Origin of the sequence: Xylanivirga thermophila (assembly GCF_004138105.1) — a bacterium.
GTDB lineage: Bacteria > Bacillota > Clostridia > Caldicoprobacterales > Xylanivirgaceae > Xylanivirga > Xylanivirga thermophila.
On the sequence record NZ_RXHQ01000022.1, the window covers coordinates 1 to 17,544 of the forward strand.

General features: G+C 37.4%; 20 protein-coding genes. 10 read left to right on the forward strand and 10 right to left on the reverse strand.

Going from position 1 to position 17,544, the window contains the following annotated elements:
- Positions 1–147: 147 nt before the first annotated feature.
- From EJN67_RS09845 to EJN67_RS09865, 5 genes are all read left to right on the forward strand, one after another.
- Complete coding sequence (locus EJN67_RS09845) at positions 148–330, forward strand: hypothetical protein (protein ID WP_129724146.1); 183 nt, start codon at positions 148–150, stop codon at positions 328–330.
- Between the two features lie 193 nt (positions 331–523).
- The gene (locus tag EJN67_RS09850; RefSeq protein WP_129724147.1) at positions 524–1,189 is read left to right on the forward strand and encodes a hypothetical protein; all 666 of its coding nucleotides are present in this window, start codon (positions 524–526) and stop codon (positions 1,187–1,189) included.
- Positions 1,190–1,329: 140 nt separating this feature from the next.
- Positions 1,330–2,385, forward strand: coding sequence for an NAD(P)-dependent alcohol dehydrogenase (locus EJN67_RS09855; protein WP_129724148.1), 1,056 nt, complete (start codon positions 1,330–1,332; stop codon positions 2,383–2,385).
- Positions 2,386–2,509: 124 nt separating this feature from the next.
- Positions 2,510–3,538, forward strand: a complete 1,029-nt coding sequence (locus EJN67_RS09860; RefSeq protein ID WP_129724149.1) for a sensor histidine kinase — start codon at positions 2,510–2,512, stop codon at positions 3,536–3,538.
- Positions 3,510–4,223, forward strand: coding sequence for a LytR/AlgR family response regulator transcription factor (locus tag EJN67_RS09865; RefSeq protein WP_129724150.1), 714 nt, complete (start codon positions 3,510–3,512; stop codon positions 4,221–4,223). Before EJN67_RS09860 ends, EJN67_RS09865 begins: the two co-directional genes overlap by 29 nt.
- 67 nt (positions 4,224–4,290) lie before the next feature.
- Here EJN67_RS09865 and gltA read toward each other — a convergent pair whose 3' ends face one another.
- From gltA to rpsF, 6 genes are all read right to left on the reverse strand, one after another.
- Positions 4,291–5,682, reverse strand: coding sequence for an NADPH-dependent glutamate synthase (gene gltA, locus EJN67_RS09870; protein WP_129724151.1), 1,392 nt, complete (start codon positions 5,680–5,682; stop codon positions 4,291–4,293).
- Positions 5,682–6,530, reverse strand: a complete 849-nt coding sequence (locus EJN67_RS09875; protein WP_129724152.1) for a sulfide/dihydroorotate dehydrogenase-like FAD/NAD-binding protein — start codon at positions 6,528–6,530, stop codon at positions 5,682–5,684. The genes gltA and EJN67_RS09875 overlap by 1 nt, the downstream gene beginning before the upstream one ends.
- A gap of 21 nt (positions 6,531–6,551) precedes the next feature.
- Entirely contained in the window at positions 6,552–7,721 is a 1,170-nt protein-coding gene (locus EJN67_RS09880; protein ID WP_129724153.1) for an iron-containing alcohol dehydrogenase, read from the reverse strand.
- 220 nt (positions 7,722–7,941) lie between these two features.
- Positions 7,942–8,184 carry a 30S ribosomal protein S18 gene (rpsR, locus tag EJN67_RS09885; protein WP_129724154.1) on the reverse strand — a complete coding sequence of 81 codons (243 nt, stop codon included), beginning with the start codon at positions 8,182–8,184 and terminating at the stop codon, positions 7,942–7,944.
- 20 nt (positions 8,185–8,204) lie between these two features.
- Positions 8,205–8,642 carry a single-stranded DNA-binding protein gene (locus EJN67_RS09890; protein ID WP_129724155.1) on the reverse strand — a complete coding sequence of 146 codons (438 nt, stop codon included), beginning with the start codon at positions 8,640–8,642 and terminating at the stop codon, positions 8,205–8,207.
- A 17-nt stretch (positions 8,643–8,659) separates the two neighbouring features.
- Entirely contained in the window at positions 8,660–8,947 is a 288-nt protein-coding gene (gene rpsF / locus EJN67_RS09895; protein ID WP_129724188.1) for a 30S ribosomal protein S6, read from the reverse strand.
- 341 nt (positions 8,948–9,288) lie between these two features.
- On the opposite strand from rpsF, the gene EJN67_RS09900 reads away from it, so the two are divergent.
- Positions 9,289–10,443, forward strand: a complete 1,155-nt coding sequence (locus EJN67_RS09900; protein ID WP_129724156.1) for a hypothetical protein — start codon at positions 9,289–9,291, stop codon at positions 10,441–10,443.
- 52 nt (positions 10,444–10,495) lie between these two features.
- Here the strand turns inward: EJN67_RS09900 and EJN67_RS09905 are convergent, their stop codons facing one another.
- The 4 genes from EJN67_RS09905 to EJN67_RS09920 form a co-directional block, all read right to left on the reverse strand.
- On the reverse strand, positions 10,496–11,416 hold the full coding sequence (locus EJN67_RS09905; protein ID WP_129724157.1) for a SufB/SufD family protein: 921 nt from the start codon (positions 11,414–11,416) through the stop codon (positions 10,496–10,498).
- A complete protein-coding gene (locus EJN67_RS09910) occupies positions 11,385–12,152 on the reverse strand; it encodes an ABC transporter ATP-binding protein (protein ID WP_129724158.1) in 768 nt (255 codons plus the stop codon). The genes EJN67_RS09905 and EJN67_RS09910 overlap by 32 nt, the downstream gene beginning before the upstream one ends.
- 76 nt (positions 12,153–12,228) lie before the next feature.
- On the reverse strand, positions 12,229–12,894 hold the full coding sequence (gene radC, locus EJN67_RS09915; RefSeq protein WP_129724159.1) for a RadC family protein: 666 nt from the start codon (positions 12,892–12,894) through the stop codon (positions 12,229–12,231).
- Between the two features lie 5 nt (positions 12,895–12,899).
- Positions 12,900–13,631, reverse strand: a complete 732-nt coding sequence (locus EJN67_RS09920; RefSeq protein ID WP_129724160.1) for an NAD-dependent protein deacylase — start codon at positions 13,629–13,631, stop codon at positions 12,900–12,902.
- A 116-nt stretch (positions 13,632–13,747) separates the two neighbouring features.
- Here EJN67_RS09920 and EJN67_RS09925 point away from each other — a divergent pair, with 116 nt between their 5' ends.
- Genes EJN67_RS09925 through rplI form a run of 4 tightly spaced genes read left to right on the forward strand, consistent with a single transcriptional unit; the run spans position 13,748 to position 17,543 of the window.
- Positions 13,748–14,077, forward strand: a complete 330-nt coding sequence (locus EJN67_RS09925; protein ID WP_394347516.1) for a MazG-like family protein — start codon at positions 13,748–13,750, stop codon at positions 14,075–14,077.
- Positions 14,078–14,092: 15 nt separating this feature from the next.
- Positions 14,093–15,076, forward strand: a complete 984-nt coding sequence (locus EJN67_RS09930) for a DUF2232 domain-containing protein (RefSeq protein WP_129724161.1) — start codon at positions 14,093–14,095, stop codon at positions 15,074–15,076.
- A 20-nt stretch (positions 15,077–15,096) separates the two neighbouring features.
- Positions 15,097–17,100: a DHH family phosphoesterase gene (locus EJN67_RS09935; protein ID WP_129724162.1), complete on the forward strand. Its 2,004-nt coding sequence runs from the start codon at positions 15,097–15,099 to the stop codon at positions 17,098–17,100.
- Positions 17,097–17,543 carry a 50S ribosomal protein L9 gene (rplI, locus tag EJN67_RS09940; protein WP_129724163.1) on the forward strand — a complete coding sequence of 149 codons (447 nt, stop codon included), beginning with the start codon at positions 17,097–17,099 and terminating at the stop codon, positions 17,541–17,543. Before EJN67_RS09935 ends, rplI begins: the two co-directional genes overlap by 4 nt.
- The last annotated feature ends 1 nt before the right edge of the window (position 17,544 follow it).

The window sequence follows — 17,544 nt, forward strand, 5'->3', positions numbered from 1 at the left end:
AGGGAAGTAATGGTAAGTAGAATTGGAAATTTTAAAGTGAATATTAATCAAAAAGTAGGGGTGAAGCTAAAAAGCCGAACCTTGAAATAAAGTAAGATTAAGCTCTTCGAGTTTTCGAGAGCCTACTGACTATATAAGGAGGTATATATGATGAAGAGTTGTCCGAAATGTTCAGGGGAAATGTTGGAAACGAAAAATAAAGGAATTTTTATTGCACGTCGGAACGATGGTCTAATAGGTGAAACAGAGACAGTTAAATATATGTGCAGAGAATGTGGATATATAGAAGAATATGCAGTTAATCCTTTTTATCTAAAAAGAAGAGAATAATAAGATAGTAATATATTAAAGTCTTTCCTCTGTAATTTATTATAAATAAAATGCAGAGGAAAGACTTTGCATTATTTGCTTTAAAATTATGACTTAAAGTATTTTTCGTTAAGTATTGGCATAATAGAGTCAGAGGTATATAATTAATATTACATAAAAAGACATAAAATTTCATTTAATAGGGGATGAAGTCATGGATAAGATATATCTGGATTTTGATGGTTATGTACCAAGATACGTATCTACAGCATGTATTAATTGCAGCAGTGTTATGGGTACAAGCTTTTGTAGCATAAAAGATCGTGGTTGTTGTTATTATTATCCAAAGTTTAGTTTAATAGAGATACAGCGTATGTCAAAAACTTTAAAAGGACGAAAGACTTTGGATATTATATTAAAAAATCCTGGTACTATAGTATATCATTTTTATATACATGCAAAGGGATTCTTTGATAAACAGGGTTATGACAGATATATGAGAGATGGTGGTTTTTGTGAAGTAGAGGATAAAACCATGTTTTTTAGGGCTTGTCCATTTGTAAAAAGTAGCTATGGTTGCACACTCCCGCCTAAATATCGTACATTGGTATGTAACTTTTTTATGTGCAATGAGTTAATAGGTTCTAGAGACGCAAAGAATGGAATAGATAGATATTTAACTGAACGGGAGCGATATGCAAGGTGGTACAAATGGGAAAATACAAATCTTGAAGGTATTTTGAGAGAACGGGGATTAAACCTTATTGATAATATTTATGGAACCTTAAATTTGTTAGCGGAAATACCTGAAGACATATATGAGTTCCCGAAATTGCAGCCTATCTATTTAGATTACTCACCCCATAGCAGGGGAGCATAACAAGATAAGGGTGAATATTTGCATCTTACAGCATGTAAATGGTATGTTAGCCAAAATGACTTTGATAAAATATTAACAATAGTATAATTAGAAATAGGAAAATATAAATAAACGAAATATTAACGGAGGTGCTTATTCACATGAAGGGTTTTGCAATGTTGGGAGTAGGTAAGACTGGATGGATAGATAAAGAAAAGCCAGTAGCTGGGCCATATGATGCGATTGTTCGACCTTTGGCTGTTGCTCCATGTACATCTGATATTCATACTGTATATGAAGGTGCTTTAGGTGAGAGAAATGATATGATATTAGGACATGAGGCAGTAGGTGAGGTAGTAGAGGTAGGCAGCGAGGTTAAGGATTTTAAACCTGGTGATAGGGTAGTAGTACCTGCAATAACTCCTGATTGGAGATCAATGGAAGTACAAAGAGGTTTTCAACAGCATTCTACTGGTATGCTAGCTGGTTGGAAATTTTCAAACTTTAAAGATGGTGTGTTTGCTGAATATTTTCATGTAAATGATGCAGATATGAACTTGGCGATTTTACCTGATGAGATTTCCCTTGAGAAGGCAGTTATGCTGACTGATATGATGACCACCGGATTTCACGGATCAGAATTGGCTAAAATTGAATTGGGTTCAACTGTAGTATGTATAGGTATAGGTGCAGTAGGTCTTATGGCTGTAGCCGGTGCAAAACTGAGGGGAGCAGGTAGAATAATAGCGATAGGTAGCCGTCCTGCGTGTGTTGAAGCTGCTAAATTTTATGGTGCTAGCGATATAGTAAACTATAAAAATGGCGATACTGTAGAGCAGGTTATGGAATTGACAAAGGGTGAAGGTGCAGACAGTGTAATTATTGCTGGTGGTAATTCTGATATATTGATATCTGCTGTAAAGATGGCAAAACCGGGTGGAACAATATCCAATGTTAACTACTTTGGTGATGGGGATTTAGCTATACCAAGGGTAGAATGGGGCTGCGGTATGGCTCATAAGGATATACGCGGAGGATTGACACCAGGTGGTAGGCTCAGAATGGAGAGACTAATTGATCTAGTTAAATATGATAGGGTAGATCCAGGCAAACTTGTTACTCATGTATTCCATGGTTTTGACAATGTGCAGAAGGCTTTAGAGCTTATGCATGATAAGCCCAAGGATCTTATAAAACCTGTAGTTATAGTAGACTAATACTTCCATAAAAATATATGAAGGACTTTAGCTTTAATGCTAGAGTCCTTTTTTAATTGACAAAATCATGGGCAAATTATAATATAGAAAGTAGGTGAAACAGAAATTAAGGGGGTCTGATGCTTTGGATAATATCAATGATGTATATTTAGCCTTTGATATTGCAAGCCGACTTGTAGAACTCTTGCCAGGGGGCTTGGCAAATAAACAGGATTATCAGCGCCTTATAGCCATGCTCTATGGTATATTGGATTTTAATGCAGTGGTATTTTGGAGGGAGGAGAAGATAGAGGCACAGGCGGGAGATATACAGATAACCCTTGATAATCATACCAAATTTTCAAGTGCCAAGGTAGGCATTTCAAAAGGGCTTGATCATTTAGGCACCATAGCTTTCTATAAATTACCACAATATTCAGTATCTGATGTGGAAAAAACCATGGTAGGAGGAATAGGCCATCTTATATCAACACAGCTTACATTTAATAGCAAGGACTATTATGCCAGTTTGCGCTCAAAAGCTGAATTAAAAGCGCTACAGGCTCAAATAAACCCCCATTTTCTATTCAATGCTTTAAATACAATATCCTCCATGTGTAGGATAGAACCATTAAAAGCTAGGGAGCTTTTGCTCAAACTTTCAAATTATTTTCGGGCTACTATTGAAACTTCTCCAGATCTTGTAGATATAAACAAGGAAATAAGTACGGTAAAATGCTATTTGGATATAGAGAAAGCTAGGTTTGGCGACAATTTTGATGTTCAAATAAATGTACCCCTTGATACCCATCTTAAGGTACCACCTCTTATTCTTCAACCACTAGTTGAAAATGCTATAAAGCATGGCCTCGTTGGTAAACAAGGGGGTCTAATTATTATAGATGTAGTTAGACATACTAGATCTTATGAGATCAGGATAGCTGACAATGGATGCGGTATGGAGCCGGATATTATAGATAAGCTACTAAATGAAAAACAGGAGGAAAAGCGAATAGGTATATATAATGTTAATCAGCGCCTTAAAGAAATATATGGAGAAGAGAATGGCCTTGTAATACATTCTCAACCAGGAGAGGGTACAGAGGCTATCATAACTATACCAGTAAGGGAGAGGACGCATAGAGATGCCATTAAAGGTTATTATAGTAGATGATGAAAAGTATGCTATATCGGAGCTTAAATATCTATTAACCCGTTATAGTGATTTTAAAATATGTGGCGAGGCTACAGATGCAGGAGGTTGTCTCATGTTGGTAGCTGAATATAAACCCGATGTAGTTTTTTTAGATATTGAGCTACAGGATAAAAATGGTGTAGAGGTAGCGAAGAGCATAAAAAAGATAAGCTCTGACACCCATATAGTATTTGCGACTGCATACAGTCATTATGCTGTGGATGCCTTTGAAGTACAGGCATTTGACTATATCTTAAAGCCGTTTGAGGATCAAAGAATTATAGATACCATAAATCGTATTAACAATTATATAAAACCAAAAGGACTACCTGAAGTTATAACCGTATGGAAAAATGATCGAATGGTGGTGTTGTCTCCGAAAGATATTGTATATTGTAGCATATTAGATGAGAAGACCGTGATAAAATCTATAAAGGGCGAATTTACTACAAACCTTACTCTATCCAGTTTGGAAAATAAGCTACAGGACTTTATGTTTATGCGGACTCATAAAAGTTATCTTGTAAATCTAAAGTATATAAAAGAGATAATACCATGGTTTAATCACACATATCTTTTAGTAATGAATGGCTATGAGAAGGATGAAGTACCAGTTAGTCGTACCTATATAAAAAAATTCAAATCCATAATGAAGATAGATTGATATATATAATATAAAACACACCCCCAGATTTTTTACTCCCGTTAAAATCTAGAGGTGTGAGAGAGGGCTAATCTATTGATGATAAAGATTCATCAATTGCATGGGCTGCTTTTTTACCAGCGCCCATAGCAAGTATTACAGTTGCAGCTCCCGTTACGGCGTCACCGCCGGCGTATATACCTTCACGGGAAGTTTGCATAGTCTCCTCATCTACTATTATTCCGCCCCATTTATGGGTATCCAGTCCCTTTGTGGTACTGCGAATAAGCGGATTTGGAGATTGTCCAATTGCTACTATAACTGTATCTATGTCAAGGGTATATTCACTACCCTTTTTCTCTATAGGTCTGCGTCTGCCAGATGCATCGGGTTCACCAAGTTCCATTTCTATACATTCCATACTATCTACCCATCCATCTTTACCAAGTATCTTTGTAGGATTGGTAAGAAGTCTAAATTCTATACCTTCTTCCTTGGCATGTTCTACTTCTTCAGCCCTTGCAGGCATTTCCTCTTCAGACCTTCTATATATTATATAAACATTTTCTGCACCTAATCTTTTTGCAGTACGTGCAGCATCCATGGCTACGTTTCCGGCACCAACTACGGCTACATTTTTACCTACATATATAGGTGTAGGACTGTTTTTCCTATCATATGCCTTCATAAGATTGCTTCTTGTCAGAAATTCATTAGCCGAGTAAACGCCGTTTAGGTTTTCGCCAGGGACTCCCATAAATCTAGGAAGCCCAGCGCCGCTACCTACAAATACTGCTTTATATCCTTCTTCAAATAGTTCATCTATAGTTATTGACTTTCCTACTATAACATTGGTTTCTATTTTTACTCCCAATTTTGCTATATTTTCTATTTCTTTTTGTACTAGTGTTTTAGGAAGCCTAAACTCAGGGATACCATACATGAGCACGCCTCCCGCCTTATGAAGGGCCTCAAATATTGTAACATCATATCCCTTCTTAGCGAGTTCACCTGCACAGGTAAGTCCGGAAGGACCTGAGCCTACAATGGCTACTTTTTTACCATTTGATACAGGTTTTTCCCCATCTTTTTGTACATTTTTCATGGCATAATCTGCAGCAAATCGCTCTAATCGTCCTATGGCAACCGGTTCACCCTTTATGCCCCTTACGCATTTGCCTTCACACTGATTCTCCTGGGGGCATACCCTGCCACAAATAGCGGGTAGGGCATTTTGAGTGGTGATTACCTTATATGCCTCTTCAAACTTGCCTTCTTTTACCTTTTGGATAAACTGGGGGATAGGCACATTTACAGGACAACCCTCAACGCATTTTGGATTTTTACAGTTTAGACATCGCTCTGCTTCTTCCATCGCCTGTTCTTTGCTATATCCTAGAGTTACTTCTTTAAAATTCTTATTACGTACATCTGCTGGTTGTTCAGGCATTTTTACTTTGTTCTTGCTCATATTAGCCATTATTTTTCACCCCCCAGACCTATTCTACATTCGTGTTCATGTTCTTTTTCAAAAGCTACTTCTGTATCCTTATACATACGCTGTCTACGCATCAGTTCATCAAAGTCGACTAAAAATCCGTCAAAATCAGGTCCATCAACACAAGCGAACTTGGTTTCTCCACCTACAGTTACTCTGCATCCTCCACACATACCTGTTCCATCTATCATTATTGGGTTTAAAGAAACATTTGTAGGTATATTTAGGGATTTAGTAAGTTCAACTACTGCCCTCATCATGGGTACTGGGCCTATAGCTATTACTAGATCATATTTATTTTCCTTTACCAGTTCTTTAAGGGCATCAACTACCGTACCTTTCATGCCCTTACTTCCATCATCGGTAGCGATGGTAAGATTGGCTATTTCGGTAAATTTATCTTCAAGTATTACTAGTTCGGCTGTTCGCCCGCCTAGTATAACATCTACAGCTGTACCTCTATTTGCCAGTTCCCGTACTTGGGGATAGAGGGGGGCAATACCCACGCCACCACCTATGGCAAGGACACGTTTGTATTCCTTATCCAATGGTGCAGGCATACCCAAAGGGCCTGCAATGTCTTCAATATATTCACCGGTCTTTTTAGTACTTAATTTCTTTGTTGAATAGCCCAACTCTTGATATATTATGGTTACTGAATTTTTTTCTCTGTCATAGTCTGCTATGGTAAGGGGGATTCTCTCTCCTTCTTCATCCACCCTTACTATAACGAACTGGCCAGGTTGACAGCGTCTGGCTACATAGGGAGCTTCAATATCCATAGAATTTACTACTTTATTTAAACGCTGTGAATTCAAAATTTTATACATTAGCATCACCTTTTAATAATTTTAGAAGTTAATAGGATCTCCATAGAAAGCGCATTCCAATACTTTCTTAAGATCCTCTGCAGTTGCCTTCCTTGGATTGCTAGCTGTGCAGGGATCAAGTTCTGCATTCTTTGAGATTTCATCCAATGTTGATTTAAATAGTTCTTCTGTTACACCCTGTTCCTTTAGTGTAGATACGATATTTACCTTATCATTTAACTCTTCTACAGCCTTTATCAGGGACTCTACCAATTGCTTATCGGTATGGCCGGGTAAGTTCAACATACGTGCTATATCTGCATAATCCTTCATGCAAGTCTTGGAATTATACTTAATTACATATGGCAACAATATGGCATTGCAGCATCCATGGGGAACATCATATTGTGCACCAATCTTGTGTGCCAAGCTATGAGTAATACCAAGTAGTGCATTACTAAATGCCATGCCTGCTAAGCATTGTGCTATATGCATTTGCCCTCGAGCATTTTCGTCTCCATTATAAGAATCAACTAAGTGATCAAAAACCATGCTAATAGCTTCAAGTGCCAAAGGATCTGAGAATTTTGATCTAGCTGTTGCTACATAAGCTTCTATTGCGTGGGTTAGCGCATCCATACCGGTATGGGCTACCAATTTTTTAGGCATAGTAGCAGGTATGGAACTATCTAGTATTGCAATATCAGGTGTAATTTCAAAGTCAGCTAGGGGATATTTGATCTTTGTAGAATAATCGGTTATAACTGAGAATGCTGTAACCTCTGTAGCTGTACCGCTAGTAGAAGGAATAGCTGCAAATATTGCTTTTTTACGTAGCTGCGGCATTGAAAAAGGAGTCTTTATATCGTCGAATGTCAGATTTGGATACTCGTAGAATACCCACATTGCCTTAGCTGCGTCAATAGGTGATCCACCACCAATAGCAACTATTAAATCCGGTTCAAATTCCTGCATGGCCTTTGCACCTGCCATAACGGTTTCAACTGAAGGATCAGGCTCTACACCTTCAAATTTTTTAACCTCCATGCCAGTTTCTTTTAATATATTTTCTAATTTATCCAAAAATCCAAATTTCTGCATGGAAGATCCGCCTGTTACTATTATAGCCTTTTTGTGACCTTTAAGGTTCTTTAATTCCTCCATTGCATTATCGCCAAAGTATATATCCCTAGGTAGAGTAAAACGTGCCATTAAAATACACCCTTTCATATATTATTTATTATAAACTAGTATTTGTCCATGTCATCATTACAATACAATTATATCATCGTTAATTAAATAACAATGATATTTGGGGCAACTTGCACCTATGGGGACTCAAAATGCCTAAAAAGGGTGTTGTTATGCAAATAAAGTATACTAAAAAGCACTACCTTAAAATTTAGGGCAGTGCTTTTTAAAACATTACTGATTATTCAGCATTATATGGCAATAGAGCCATATTTCTAGCTCTTTTGATGGCTATTGTCAATTGACGTTGATGTTTTGCACAGTTACCAGAAATTCTTCTAGGAACTATCTTGCCACGCTCAGTAACATATTTTCTAAGTTTTGGTATGTCTTTGTAGTCTATAGTTTGTGCCTTATCTGCACAAAATACACATACTTTACGTCTGCTTCTGCGTTGTCTAGGTCTTCTGTTAGCTTCAGCCATTTATATTACCCTCCTTTTAATTAAAATGGAAGCTCGTCATCCTCTCCAGGTAGAGGCTGGAATCCAGGAGTAGTATCCTCTGACGGGAATGCCTGGTTATCCATATTGTTGGCCCCGGGGAAAGACGATGGCGAACTATTACCGCGATCTAAAAATTGTACCTCATCCGCTACTATCTCTGTTATATAACGTCTTTGACCTTCTGGAGTGTCATAAGTGCGTGTTTGTATTCTGCCTGCAACTGCTACTAATCTGCCTTTACCTAAATATTTGCTGCAATTTTCGGCCAGTCCTCGCCATGTAACTATGGGAATAAAATCGGCTTCCCTTTCTCCCTGTTGATTGGTGTAGTTTCTGTTCACTGCAAGCATAAAAGTGGTTACAGCTACACCGCTTGGCAAGTATTTAATTTCCGGATCCTTGGTCAGGCGTCCTATTAACACTACTTTGTTTAACATTTTATAACACACTCCTTTTAATCATCGTCACGGATTATGGTATATCTTAGTATACTATCGGTAATCTTGTATACACGCTCGAGTTCACCTGGTAGGGTGGCGGGAGCAGAGAAGTTCATGAGGACATAATATCCCTCTTTAAGATCATCTATAGGGTATGCCAGACGGCGTCTGCCCCATTCGTCTATCTTTTCTACTTGTCCACCTTCCTGTGCGATAAGGTCGGAAAACCTTTCCACTACACCTTTTACGGCTTCCTCATCGAGTGTAGGACGGATAATATACATGGTTTCGTATTTGCGCATTTCCATGTCGTTTCACCTCCTTTTGGACTTTGGCCCTGCAAAGAGCAGAGCAAGGATTTACAACTAAAAATTATATCATTACTGACTGATAAAATCAATAAAATAGTATGGATTAACTGTAAATTGCAATATGGATTATATTCGTATAAAAATTATGCTATACTCCTATGTGTTTTTCAGTTTTATATCATCTATATCGAATTAGTCATTTTAAAATTATTAATAGGACTTTAGGACTATTTTAACAAAAATATGAAACTTTTTTGGTAGTTAGGGTCTCTATATTATATAAGCAGTTCTTTTTTTTACTTAGGAACTTCATACAAAATGGGGGGTCTAAAATGTCTAAGTCATTAAAGATGAGATATATAGGCATTGCTCTAGTTATAGCTGCTTTTTTTATTATATTTATAAATAGAGATGTTATTCAAAAAACTTCTGGCAATACTATAGAGATAACACAGGATGATGTATATACAAAAATTAAGGCATTGGAAAAGGGGCAGATAGGCTCTGCCGGATGGAGCATTGATTTTGCAAATGATGAAGTCATTATACTACGAGATGATGCATATTTTTTAACCCTTATGAAAGAAAAGGATGAATTATCACTTAATACTATTATTTCTATAGATGGTCTTGGCATCAAAGATAGGGAACATATTATTGTTTCATACAGTCCTAATGGCAGATATGCACTTATAGGCAGCAATAAAAAAATATATGTTTGGGACATATCAGGTAAAAAAATTAGGGATATCGGCCATATTGGAATAAATCCTTCAGTCTGTGCCTGGGCAGGTACTTCTGAGTATTTAGCATTGACATCAGCTAACAAGGGAGAAGCTGTTGTTTATAATGTATTTAGTGGTGAGATAAGTTCTAGATCATTTGATAGTATTCCTGTTATCAATATGATAGTATCTGATGAGGGAGATATCGCATTGGAGGGGGATGGCGGGAGATGTATATATGTAGATATGGCTGGTGCCCATGATATTATAGATCAAGGCGGTAGGCTCATAGCTTTTGATGAAAATAGTATATTTTATGCCATTGAAAACAATGTAATGAGATTTTTAGCAGATGAACACCAATTAGTAAGGCAGATGGAAAATGGTTGTAGATATTTGGATGCTGATTTCAATAGGGTATTATTTGGAAATGAGAGATCCAATTCCATATATAATATAGATGCAAACATTATATATACATTTTACAGGGGAAGTGCATCTAAGGTGCAGATGTTTTCAACCGATTGCCAAAAGATGATATTTTCTAATAATGGAGTTATAAAGCTTATAGACTACTCTGGTAGGGATATAGTATTAGAAGATACAGCACATCCAAATCTTGATACCTCATATACATGGCTTAATAGTGAGGAAATAATAAAAGTTATTCAAGAGGATGATTCTGTTATAAGCATTATAAGTATACATCTAAAGGATGGTACGGAATCGGTTTTGTTTGAAATGCCATATAAGACCAGTTAAAAATATAAAAGGTGAATTATACGTGTAGGTAGAATTCACCTTTTATAAAGTATTATTTCAAGAATCCCTCTAGTATTATATCTTCTGCTTCTTTTTGTGAATAACCAAGGGATTGAAGCTTTAAAAGCTGTTCTGAAGCTATTTTGCCAATGGCTGCTTCATGTATAAGTTGTGCATCGGCATGGTAAGCAGATATTTCAGGTATTGAGCTTACGTTGGCATTGTCCATTATGATGGAATCACATTGTATATGGCCCCTGCATCGATTTTTACCTAAAAGATTTAGATTAAATACCTGCTTGGAATTTCCCTGGGCTACAGATCGTGATATTATCTGTGCCGAAGAATCTTCACCTAAAAGTTCTACATTTATAATGGAATAGGCCTCCTGATCATCTGAGGTAAGGAGCCTTTCTGTTACTATAAGGCGGGCATTTTTATGAAGCTTTACCCGGGTATCCCTTTTCGTATAATCTACTCCCTTTATCTGTACCAGCTCAAGTTCAGCTACACCATCTTCCTCTACTTCCACATAGGTAACAGGATTTAAGATTCTCTTGCCAGTACCCTGGCCTTGCCCGTAATGTTTTTCTACGTATTTCATGCGTGCTCCTTTGTGCACTACAAATTCATGTACGCCATCGTGTTCGGCGGTTTCATTGCCCGGGTTGTGTATGCCACATCCTGCTACTACTAAAACATCGGAACCTTCACCTATATCAAAACTGTTATATACCATATCATTCATACCACTAGCAGAGAGTATGACTGGTATATGCACGCTCTGCTTTTTGGTACCCGGTTTTACTATAATATCTATACCAGGTTTATCTTTTTTGGGAATAATATCTATATTAGCTGTGCTATTGCGTCCTAGAGCTTTACCATTTTTACGAATATTATATGCGCCCTGGGGTACATCATGAAGTCCAGCTACCTGCTCAAGAATTTGCTTGTCTATAGTATTCAGCATTAAAACCAGCCCCCTTTTCGCAACCTTGTTTACATAGGCAATTTGCATCTTGATCTATTTTAGAGAAAAAGTTTGTTTTGTTGGTCCTATCGATTACTTCTCCATCATTCATCACTATTACTTCATCAGCTAAATTGAGGATGCGTTCTTGATGGGATATTATTATTATTGTAGTATCGCTTCTCCTATGCATCTTTTCAAAGGTTTCAGCAAGCCTTTGGAAACTCCATAGGTCTATGCCTGCTTCTGGCTCATCAAACAGTGCTACTTTGAGGTCCCTTGCTATTACGCTGGCAAGTTCTATACGTTTTAACTCACCGCCTGACAAACTCCCATCTATTTCTCTGCTTAAATAGTCCTGTGCACATAATCCAACATCCATTAAAAGATCACATAAAGCAGTGACGTTTTTACCATTTCTAGACGATAACTCTAAAAGCTTCCGTACTGTTATACCTTTAAATCGCGGGGGTTGCTGGAAGGCATACCCTAATCCTAAATTTGCCCTCTCTGATATATCCATTTGGGTAATATCTTGCCCATTAAATATCAAATTCCCTGAAGTAGGGGTATATATGCCCATTATAGTCTTTGCAAGAGATGATTTTCCGCTGCCGTTTGGACCTGTGATGACATATATCTTGCCGCTATCCAATGTGAGATTGATATTTTTTAGTATATCTACTTGACCCTCTTCATCATCTATTGTTAAGGATACATCCTTGATGTCTAGCATAAAATTCCTCCTGTTTCAATTAAGAATATTTATTAATCTATATTTACCCTAAAAAATATATAAAAAACAAATAATATTATATAAGTCCCGCATCGGCAAAACTAAAGTATCTATCTCCCGCCACTATTACGTGATCTACCACATTTATGGATATGGCTCCTAGTGCATTTTTTATAACTTTGGTAGCTTCAATATCTGCTGTAGAGGGATTTAGACTCCCGCCAGGGTGATTGTGTGCAAGTATAACGCTATTGCTCTTATGCCTTAGTGCAGTTTCTACTATGAGGCGTGGGTATATGGGGGCCTGATCTATGGTACCTTCATGTACTAATGCCGCATGATTTACCCTGTTTTGGGCATCAAGGCATATTACATAGAATACCTCATACATCCTTCCTGCTAAAAGGGCTATGGTGTATTCTCCCGCCTTGGTAGATGTATTAAGCTGGGGCTTGTCCCCCCACTTGTCCTTAAAATATATTCTGGACAGATGGGGTATAAGGGATAGGAGTACAGCTGAATTAGGGCCTATACCCGGCACGGTCATAAGATCATGTGCATCGGCCTCAAATACGGCAGATAAGGATCCATACCGCTTTAAAAGGGAATGGGCCAGTTCATTTGTATCCTTATATGGTATGGCAAAAAAGAGCAAAAGCTCTAATATTTGATGATCTTCAAATCCATCCAATCCTTCATTTAGAAACCGATCCTTTAATCTTTGTCTATGACCCTGGTGCAATTTTATCACCTCTCTACAGCATTTTTTAGAACCTTGCCTATGCTGTCATGTATTATTAAATCGGCTGTATTGTCATATGGTGTTTCATCCCTATTTATAAGCACGAGTTTATTTCCGTTATAGTAGTCCACCAGTCCTGCTGCAGGATATACTACCAGGGAGGTTCCACCTACTATGAGCATATCGGCATTTTTGATATACCATATGGCCCTATTTAATACCTCCATATCGAGCCCTTCTTGATACAGTACTACATCAGGACGGACAATGCCGCCACATACTTTACATTTAGGTACATTGTCGGTATTTAATATATAGTCTAGGTCATATTTTTTATTGCACTCCATGCAGTAGTTTCTATATATGGAACCATGGAGTTCTAAAACATTTTTGCTGCCTGCCTTTTGATGCAGCCCATCAATATTTTGAGTGATTACGGCTTTTAGCTTGCCTTCCTCCTCTAATTTTGCCAATGTTTTGTGGGCGTCATTTGGTTTTGCGTCCTTATATACCATATTTGTTTTATAGAAATCATAGAAATCCCTTGTATGCTGTATAAAAAAGCTATGACTTATCATAACCTCTGGAGGATAGGGATATTTATGGTTTTTATCGTATAATCCGGTGTCCTGTGTTCGAAAGTCTGGTATATTGCTTTCCGTTGAGGTACCGGCTCCACCGAAGAAGACAATGTTATTGCTCTCCCTTATCCATTCTCCAAACTTTTCTATACTCATACTATCAACTCCTTTATACCATTATACAACAAGTTTTCAATTAAATCTTTAGATTTTTAAAGAAATGTGTTAAGATATACTTACTATGGGGTGTTGTATCCGGGAGGGTGAACATATTGGGAAAGGATAATGAACGGAGTATTGATATAGCGAAAAATATAAAGCTTATTGAATGGCTCAAGAGTGAGATGTTAACATCGCTGGCAGAGCTTTTTAGACTGCTTACCAATGGTATAAAGGGTACACAGAATGCCATTGTGGATTGCCTAGCGAATATCATCATTGTATGTTATCTTTTAGGTAAACGGTTGGGTATACAGTTTTCTTCTATAGATAAAAATATAGAGAAAAAGATCAAATTGGGCATAGTAGAGGAGCACGATGTTGAGAGATATTATGGTGATTTATCAGCTTTAGGAGAACATATAAAACAAACCAGAGAATAAAATGGAGTGTTGTGGATGAGTTTACAAGATAGAGGACAACCGGTTTTAGAGGCCATATTAGTATCGATTATAAGCACATTGGCTATGGCAGGCATGTATATGGTACCTTTTCTAAATAGTTTTGTGTTTTTGTGGCCTGTACCTATAGCGATAGTGGCTGTAAAATATAATAATTACTGGCTAAGTGGGATAGGATTGGGCGTTGCTGCTGCTGTTATCAGCTTTTTGGATCCATCCCTTGCCATTATTGCTGTATTGGTGTTTAGCATAATGGTATTTATATTGCCCTGGTCTATAAAGAAGAAACCAGGAATTTTTGAAGGGACGGCAATGTGTTCTGCTGCCATGTTTATAGCTTTGATTGTAGTACTGAAGGTACTATCTAGTATGGTGGGACAGGATATATTTACCTATTCATGGGATGCCATAAGGCAGTTTTTTGACAGGGGTGGGGGCGATAACTTTAATAAGGTACTTGAAATGTATAAGAAAATTGGGCTGATAGAGCATTCCATTACTGGACCTCAGTTTGCAGAGCTTCTTATAGATAAGTTAAAAGTTATGGTGCCATCCATATTGATAATATTTTCTATGGTAGCAGGTGGAGTGGATTTTTTGCTCGCCAGTGTTGTTTTAAAGAAGATGCAAATGGATGCACCTTATATTCCTCCCTTTGTCGAATGGAAGCTGCCGGGGGGTACTGGCAAAGGGTTTTTCACTATTATAGTGGTAGCGTTTATAGGTGCTTTAGTTGGAATAAAAAATTTTGATATAGTACTTAGTACTGTATTAGCAATATTTTCTTTTATATTCTCCATACAGGGATTGGCTTTTTCATCATTCCTGCTGAAGATGGGCAGAATACCTACATGGATAAGGGTGCTTCTTCTTTTTGTTTTTTATTTATTCTTCCAGGGGATATTGATATTTATGGGTGTTTTTGAACAAATGTTTAATATAAGAGATAATTATAGGAATCCACCTACTCCCCGCATCTGATACAGTAATGGAGGTATATAATGAAAAATTCCGTTAAAAAAAAGCTAACTATTCCTGAAGTGAGACTTTTTTTATTGGTAGTATTCATGCAGGCCATTATATTTTTTTATTTTGATTGGCGGATAGGTGTTATATCATGTATCGTATTTGCCTGTCTAATATACTATGACATCAAAGTAACTAAAAAAAGACAAAGGGAATGGATAAAATATTTAGAGAGCATATCTGAAAATATTGAGTGGTCAACGAAAAATGCAGTACTAAGCGTGCCACTGCCACTAGTAGTTGTAGAGATAGATGGCTCGATAAGCTGGTTTAATCCTAATTTTTCTCATATGTTTGAAGGTCAAGATTTGCTGGATAAAAAGATAACAGATTATGTTCCGGAATTGGATCCTCAAATGATTTTGGATAATCAAGATAAAAACTCTAAGAGATTAGAGCTAAATGATCGTATATACAATGTTATATGGACACCCGTGCAGATAGATGGGGTTAATAGTGAAAAGAAAGTTATGATACTCTTGTATTGGGAGGATATAACGGAATATGTTAGGATAAAGGAAGAGTATTATAATCAGCAGATAGTTGTCATGGATATACAGATAGACAATTATGACGAAGTTATGGCCAATACTGATGATACCCATCGTCCAAATGTACAGGCAGAGATAGAGAGTAGACTGGCAAAATGGGCTAATGCATTGAATGGGGCATGGACTAAATATGACAGGGATAAATTTATAGTGATAATTCATGCAATGAAATTTAAAAAACTGTCGGAGAAAAAATTTGATATATTAGATGAAATTCGAGATATTAATGTAGGTAATCAAATACCAGTTACCCTTAGTGTAGGGGTAGGCGTGGGAGGCAGTACCCCATTGGAATCCCAATATTATGCCCGAAGTGCTATAGATTTGGCACTAGGTAGGGGCGGGGATCAGGCAGTTGTAAAGAATGGTGACAAATTATCATTTTATGGCGGGAGAAACAAGGCGGTAGAAAAACGTAGTAAGGTAAAGTCCAGGGTGATCGCAAATGCATTAAGGCAGCTTATGGAACAGTCTTCTGAGGTATTAATAATGAGTCACGAGGTTCCAGATCTAGATTCCATAGGTTCTGCACTTGGCATATATAGATGTGCACAGTATATAGACAAAGGGGCACATATAGTATTAAACATGAGTAACGCATCTGTAGACAGATTAGTAAAAAAACTTTTACAAATAGACGATTACAAGGATATATTTATAACAGGGGATCAGGCTATGGACAGGATAGACAAGAGGACGCTTCTAGTGGTGGTAGATACCCATAGGCCTAGTTTTACAGAAGTGCCTCAGCTAGTTAAGATGGCAGAAAAGGTAGTGGTTATAGATCATCACAGGAGAAGTGTAGAGGGTATGGAAAATGCCATATTGACCTACTTAGAGCCATATGCCTCATCTACCAGTGAGCTTGTTACTGAGATGACGCAATACTTTGGAGAAAAGGTAAAACTTAGTAATATAGAGGCTGATGCCCTATTGGCTGGTATAACAATGGATACTAAGAATTTTATATTTAAAACAGGTGTAAGAACGTTTGAAGCGGCGTCGTTTTTACGTAGAAGTGGAGCAGATCCTACTTCAATAAGACAACTTTTTCAGGATGATATGGATACTTACGTCGCTAGGGCAGATGCAGTGAGGGCTGCAGAAATAGTGTATCCTGGTATTGCAATAGCCATATGCCCGCCTGATATAAAAAATGCACCTTTAATTGCCGCCCAGGCAGCGGATAATCTGCTTACAATAAGGGGGATACATACATCATTTGTATTATGTAAAAACGGTGATGAGATTATGATAAGTGCCAGATCCCTTGGCAATGTAAATGTGCAGGTGGTCCTTGAAAAACTAGGCGGTGGTGGACACTTAACCATGGCGGGAGCCCAGATTAGCGATATAACAGAAGAGGAAGCCAAACAAAAGGTTATAGAGGCATTAGAAGAATATTTAAAGGAGGATGAGAGCAAATGAAGGTAATATTACTGGATGATGTTAAAGGAAAGGGTAAGAAGGGTACGGTGGTAAATGTAAGTGATGGTTATGCTAGAAATTTTTTATTCCCCCGTTCTTTAGCTATAGAGGCCAATGATAAAAATATGAAGGAATTAAAGGCTAGACAAAAGGCCGAAGCAAATAAAAAGGCAGAAGAGCTTAACGAGGCAAAAAAATTGGCGGATAAAATTTCAGAGCTTACTGTAGTGGTAAAGGCAAAGAGTGGAGAAAACGGAAAACTATTTGGTTCCATTACCAATAAGGAAATAGCAGAGGCTTTGAAGATGCAGCATGGTGTTAAAATAGATAAAAAGAAGATAGTACTAAATGAGCCTATAAAGACCATAGGCGTAAAGCAATTAGAAGTAAAGGTATATCCAGAGGTTAGTGCCACTCTCAAAGTGAATATCGAGGAGGAATAAC

Excerpts from the sequence above, each read along its gene's own strand:
- EJN67_RS09845 (WP_129724146.1), top strand. The coding sequence starts at position 148 with ATGATGAAGAGTTGTCCGAAATGTTCAGGGGAAATGTTGGAAACGAAA.
- EJN67_RS09850 (WP_129724147.1), top strand. The coding sequence starts at position 524 with ATGGATAAGATATATCTGGATTTTGATGGTTATGTACCAAGATACGTA.
- EJN67_RS09855 (WP_129724148.1), top strand. The coding sequence starts at position 1,330 with ATGAAGGGTTTTGCAATGTTGGGAGTAGGTAAGACTGGATGGATAGAT.
- EJN67_RS09865 (WP_129724150.1), top strand. The coding sequence starts at position 3,510 with ATGCCATTAAAGGTTATTATAGTAGATGATGAAAAGTATGCTATATCG.
- gltA (WP_129724151.1), bottom strand. The coding sequence starts at position 5,682 with ATGGCTAATATGAGCAAGAACAAAGTAAAAATGCCTGAACAACCAGCA.
- EJN67_RS09875 (WP_129724152.1), bottom strand. The coding sequence starts at position 6,530 with ATGTATAAAATTTTGAATTCACAGCGTTTAAATAAAGTAGTAAATTCT.
- EJN67_RS09880 (WP_129724153.1), bottom strand. The coding sequence starts at position 7,721 with ATGGCACGTTTTACTCTACCTAGGGATATATACTTTGGCGATAATGCA.
- rpsR (WP_129724154.1), bottom strand. The coding sequence starts at position 8,184 with ATGGCTGAAGCTAACAGAAGACCTAGACAACGCAGAAGCAGACGTAAA.
- EJN67_RS09890 (WP_129724155.1), bottom strand. The coding sequence starts at position 8,642 with ATGTTAAACAAAGTAGTGTTAATAGGACGCCTGACCAAGGATCCGGAA.
- rpsF (WP_129724188.1), bottom strand. The coding sequence starts at position 8,947 with ATGCGCAAATACGAAACCATGTATATTATCCGTCCTACACTCGATGAG.
- EJN67_RS09900 (WP_129724156.1), top strand. The coding sequence starts at position 9,289 with ATGTCTAAGTCATTAAAGATGAGATATATAGGCATTGCTCTAGTTATA.
- EJN67_RS09905 (WP_129724157.1), bottom strand. The coding sequence starts at position 11,416 with ATGCTGAATACTATAGACAAGCAAATTCTTGAGCAGGTAGCTGGACTT.
- EJN67_RS09910 (WP_129724158.1), bottom strand. The coding sequence starts at position 12,152 with ATGCTAGACATCAAGGATGTATCCTTAACAATAGATGATGAAGAGGGT.
- EJN67_RS09920 (WP_129724160.1), bottom strand. The coding sequence starts at position 13,631 with ATGAGTATAGAAAAGTTTGGAGAATGGATAAGGGAGAGCAATAACATT.
- EJN67_RS09930 (WP_129724161.1), top strand. The coding sequence starts at position 14,093 with ATGAGTTTACAAGATAGAGGACAACCGGTTTTAGAGGCCATATTAGTA.
- EJN67_RS09935 (WP_129724162.1), top strand. The coding sequence starts at position 15,097 with ATGAAAAATTCCGTTAAAAAAAAGCTAACTATTCCTGAAGTGAGACTT.
- rplI (WP_129724163.1), top strand. The coding sequence starts at position 17,097 with ATGAAGGTAATATTACTGGATGATGTTAAAGGAAAGGGTAAGAAGGGT.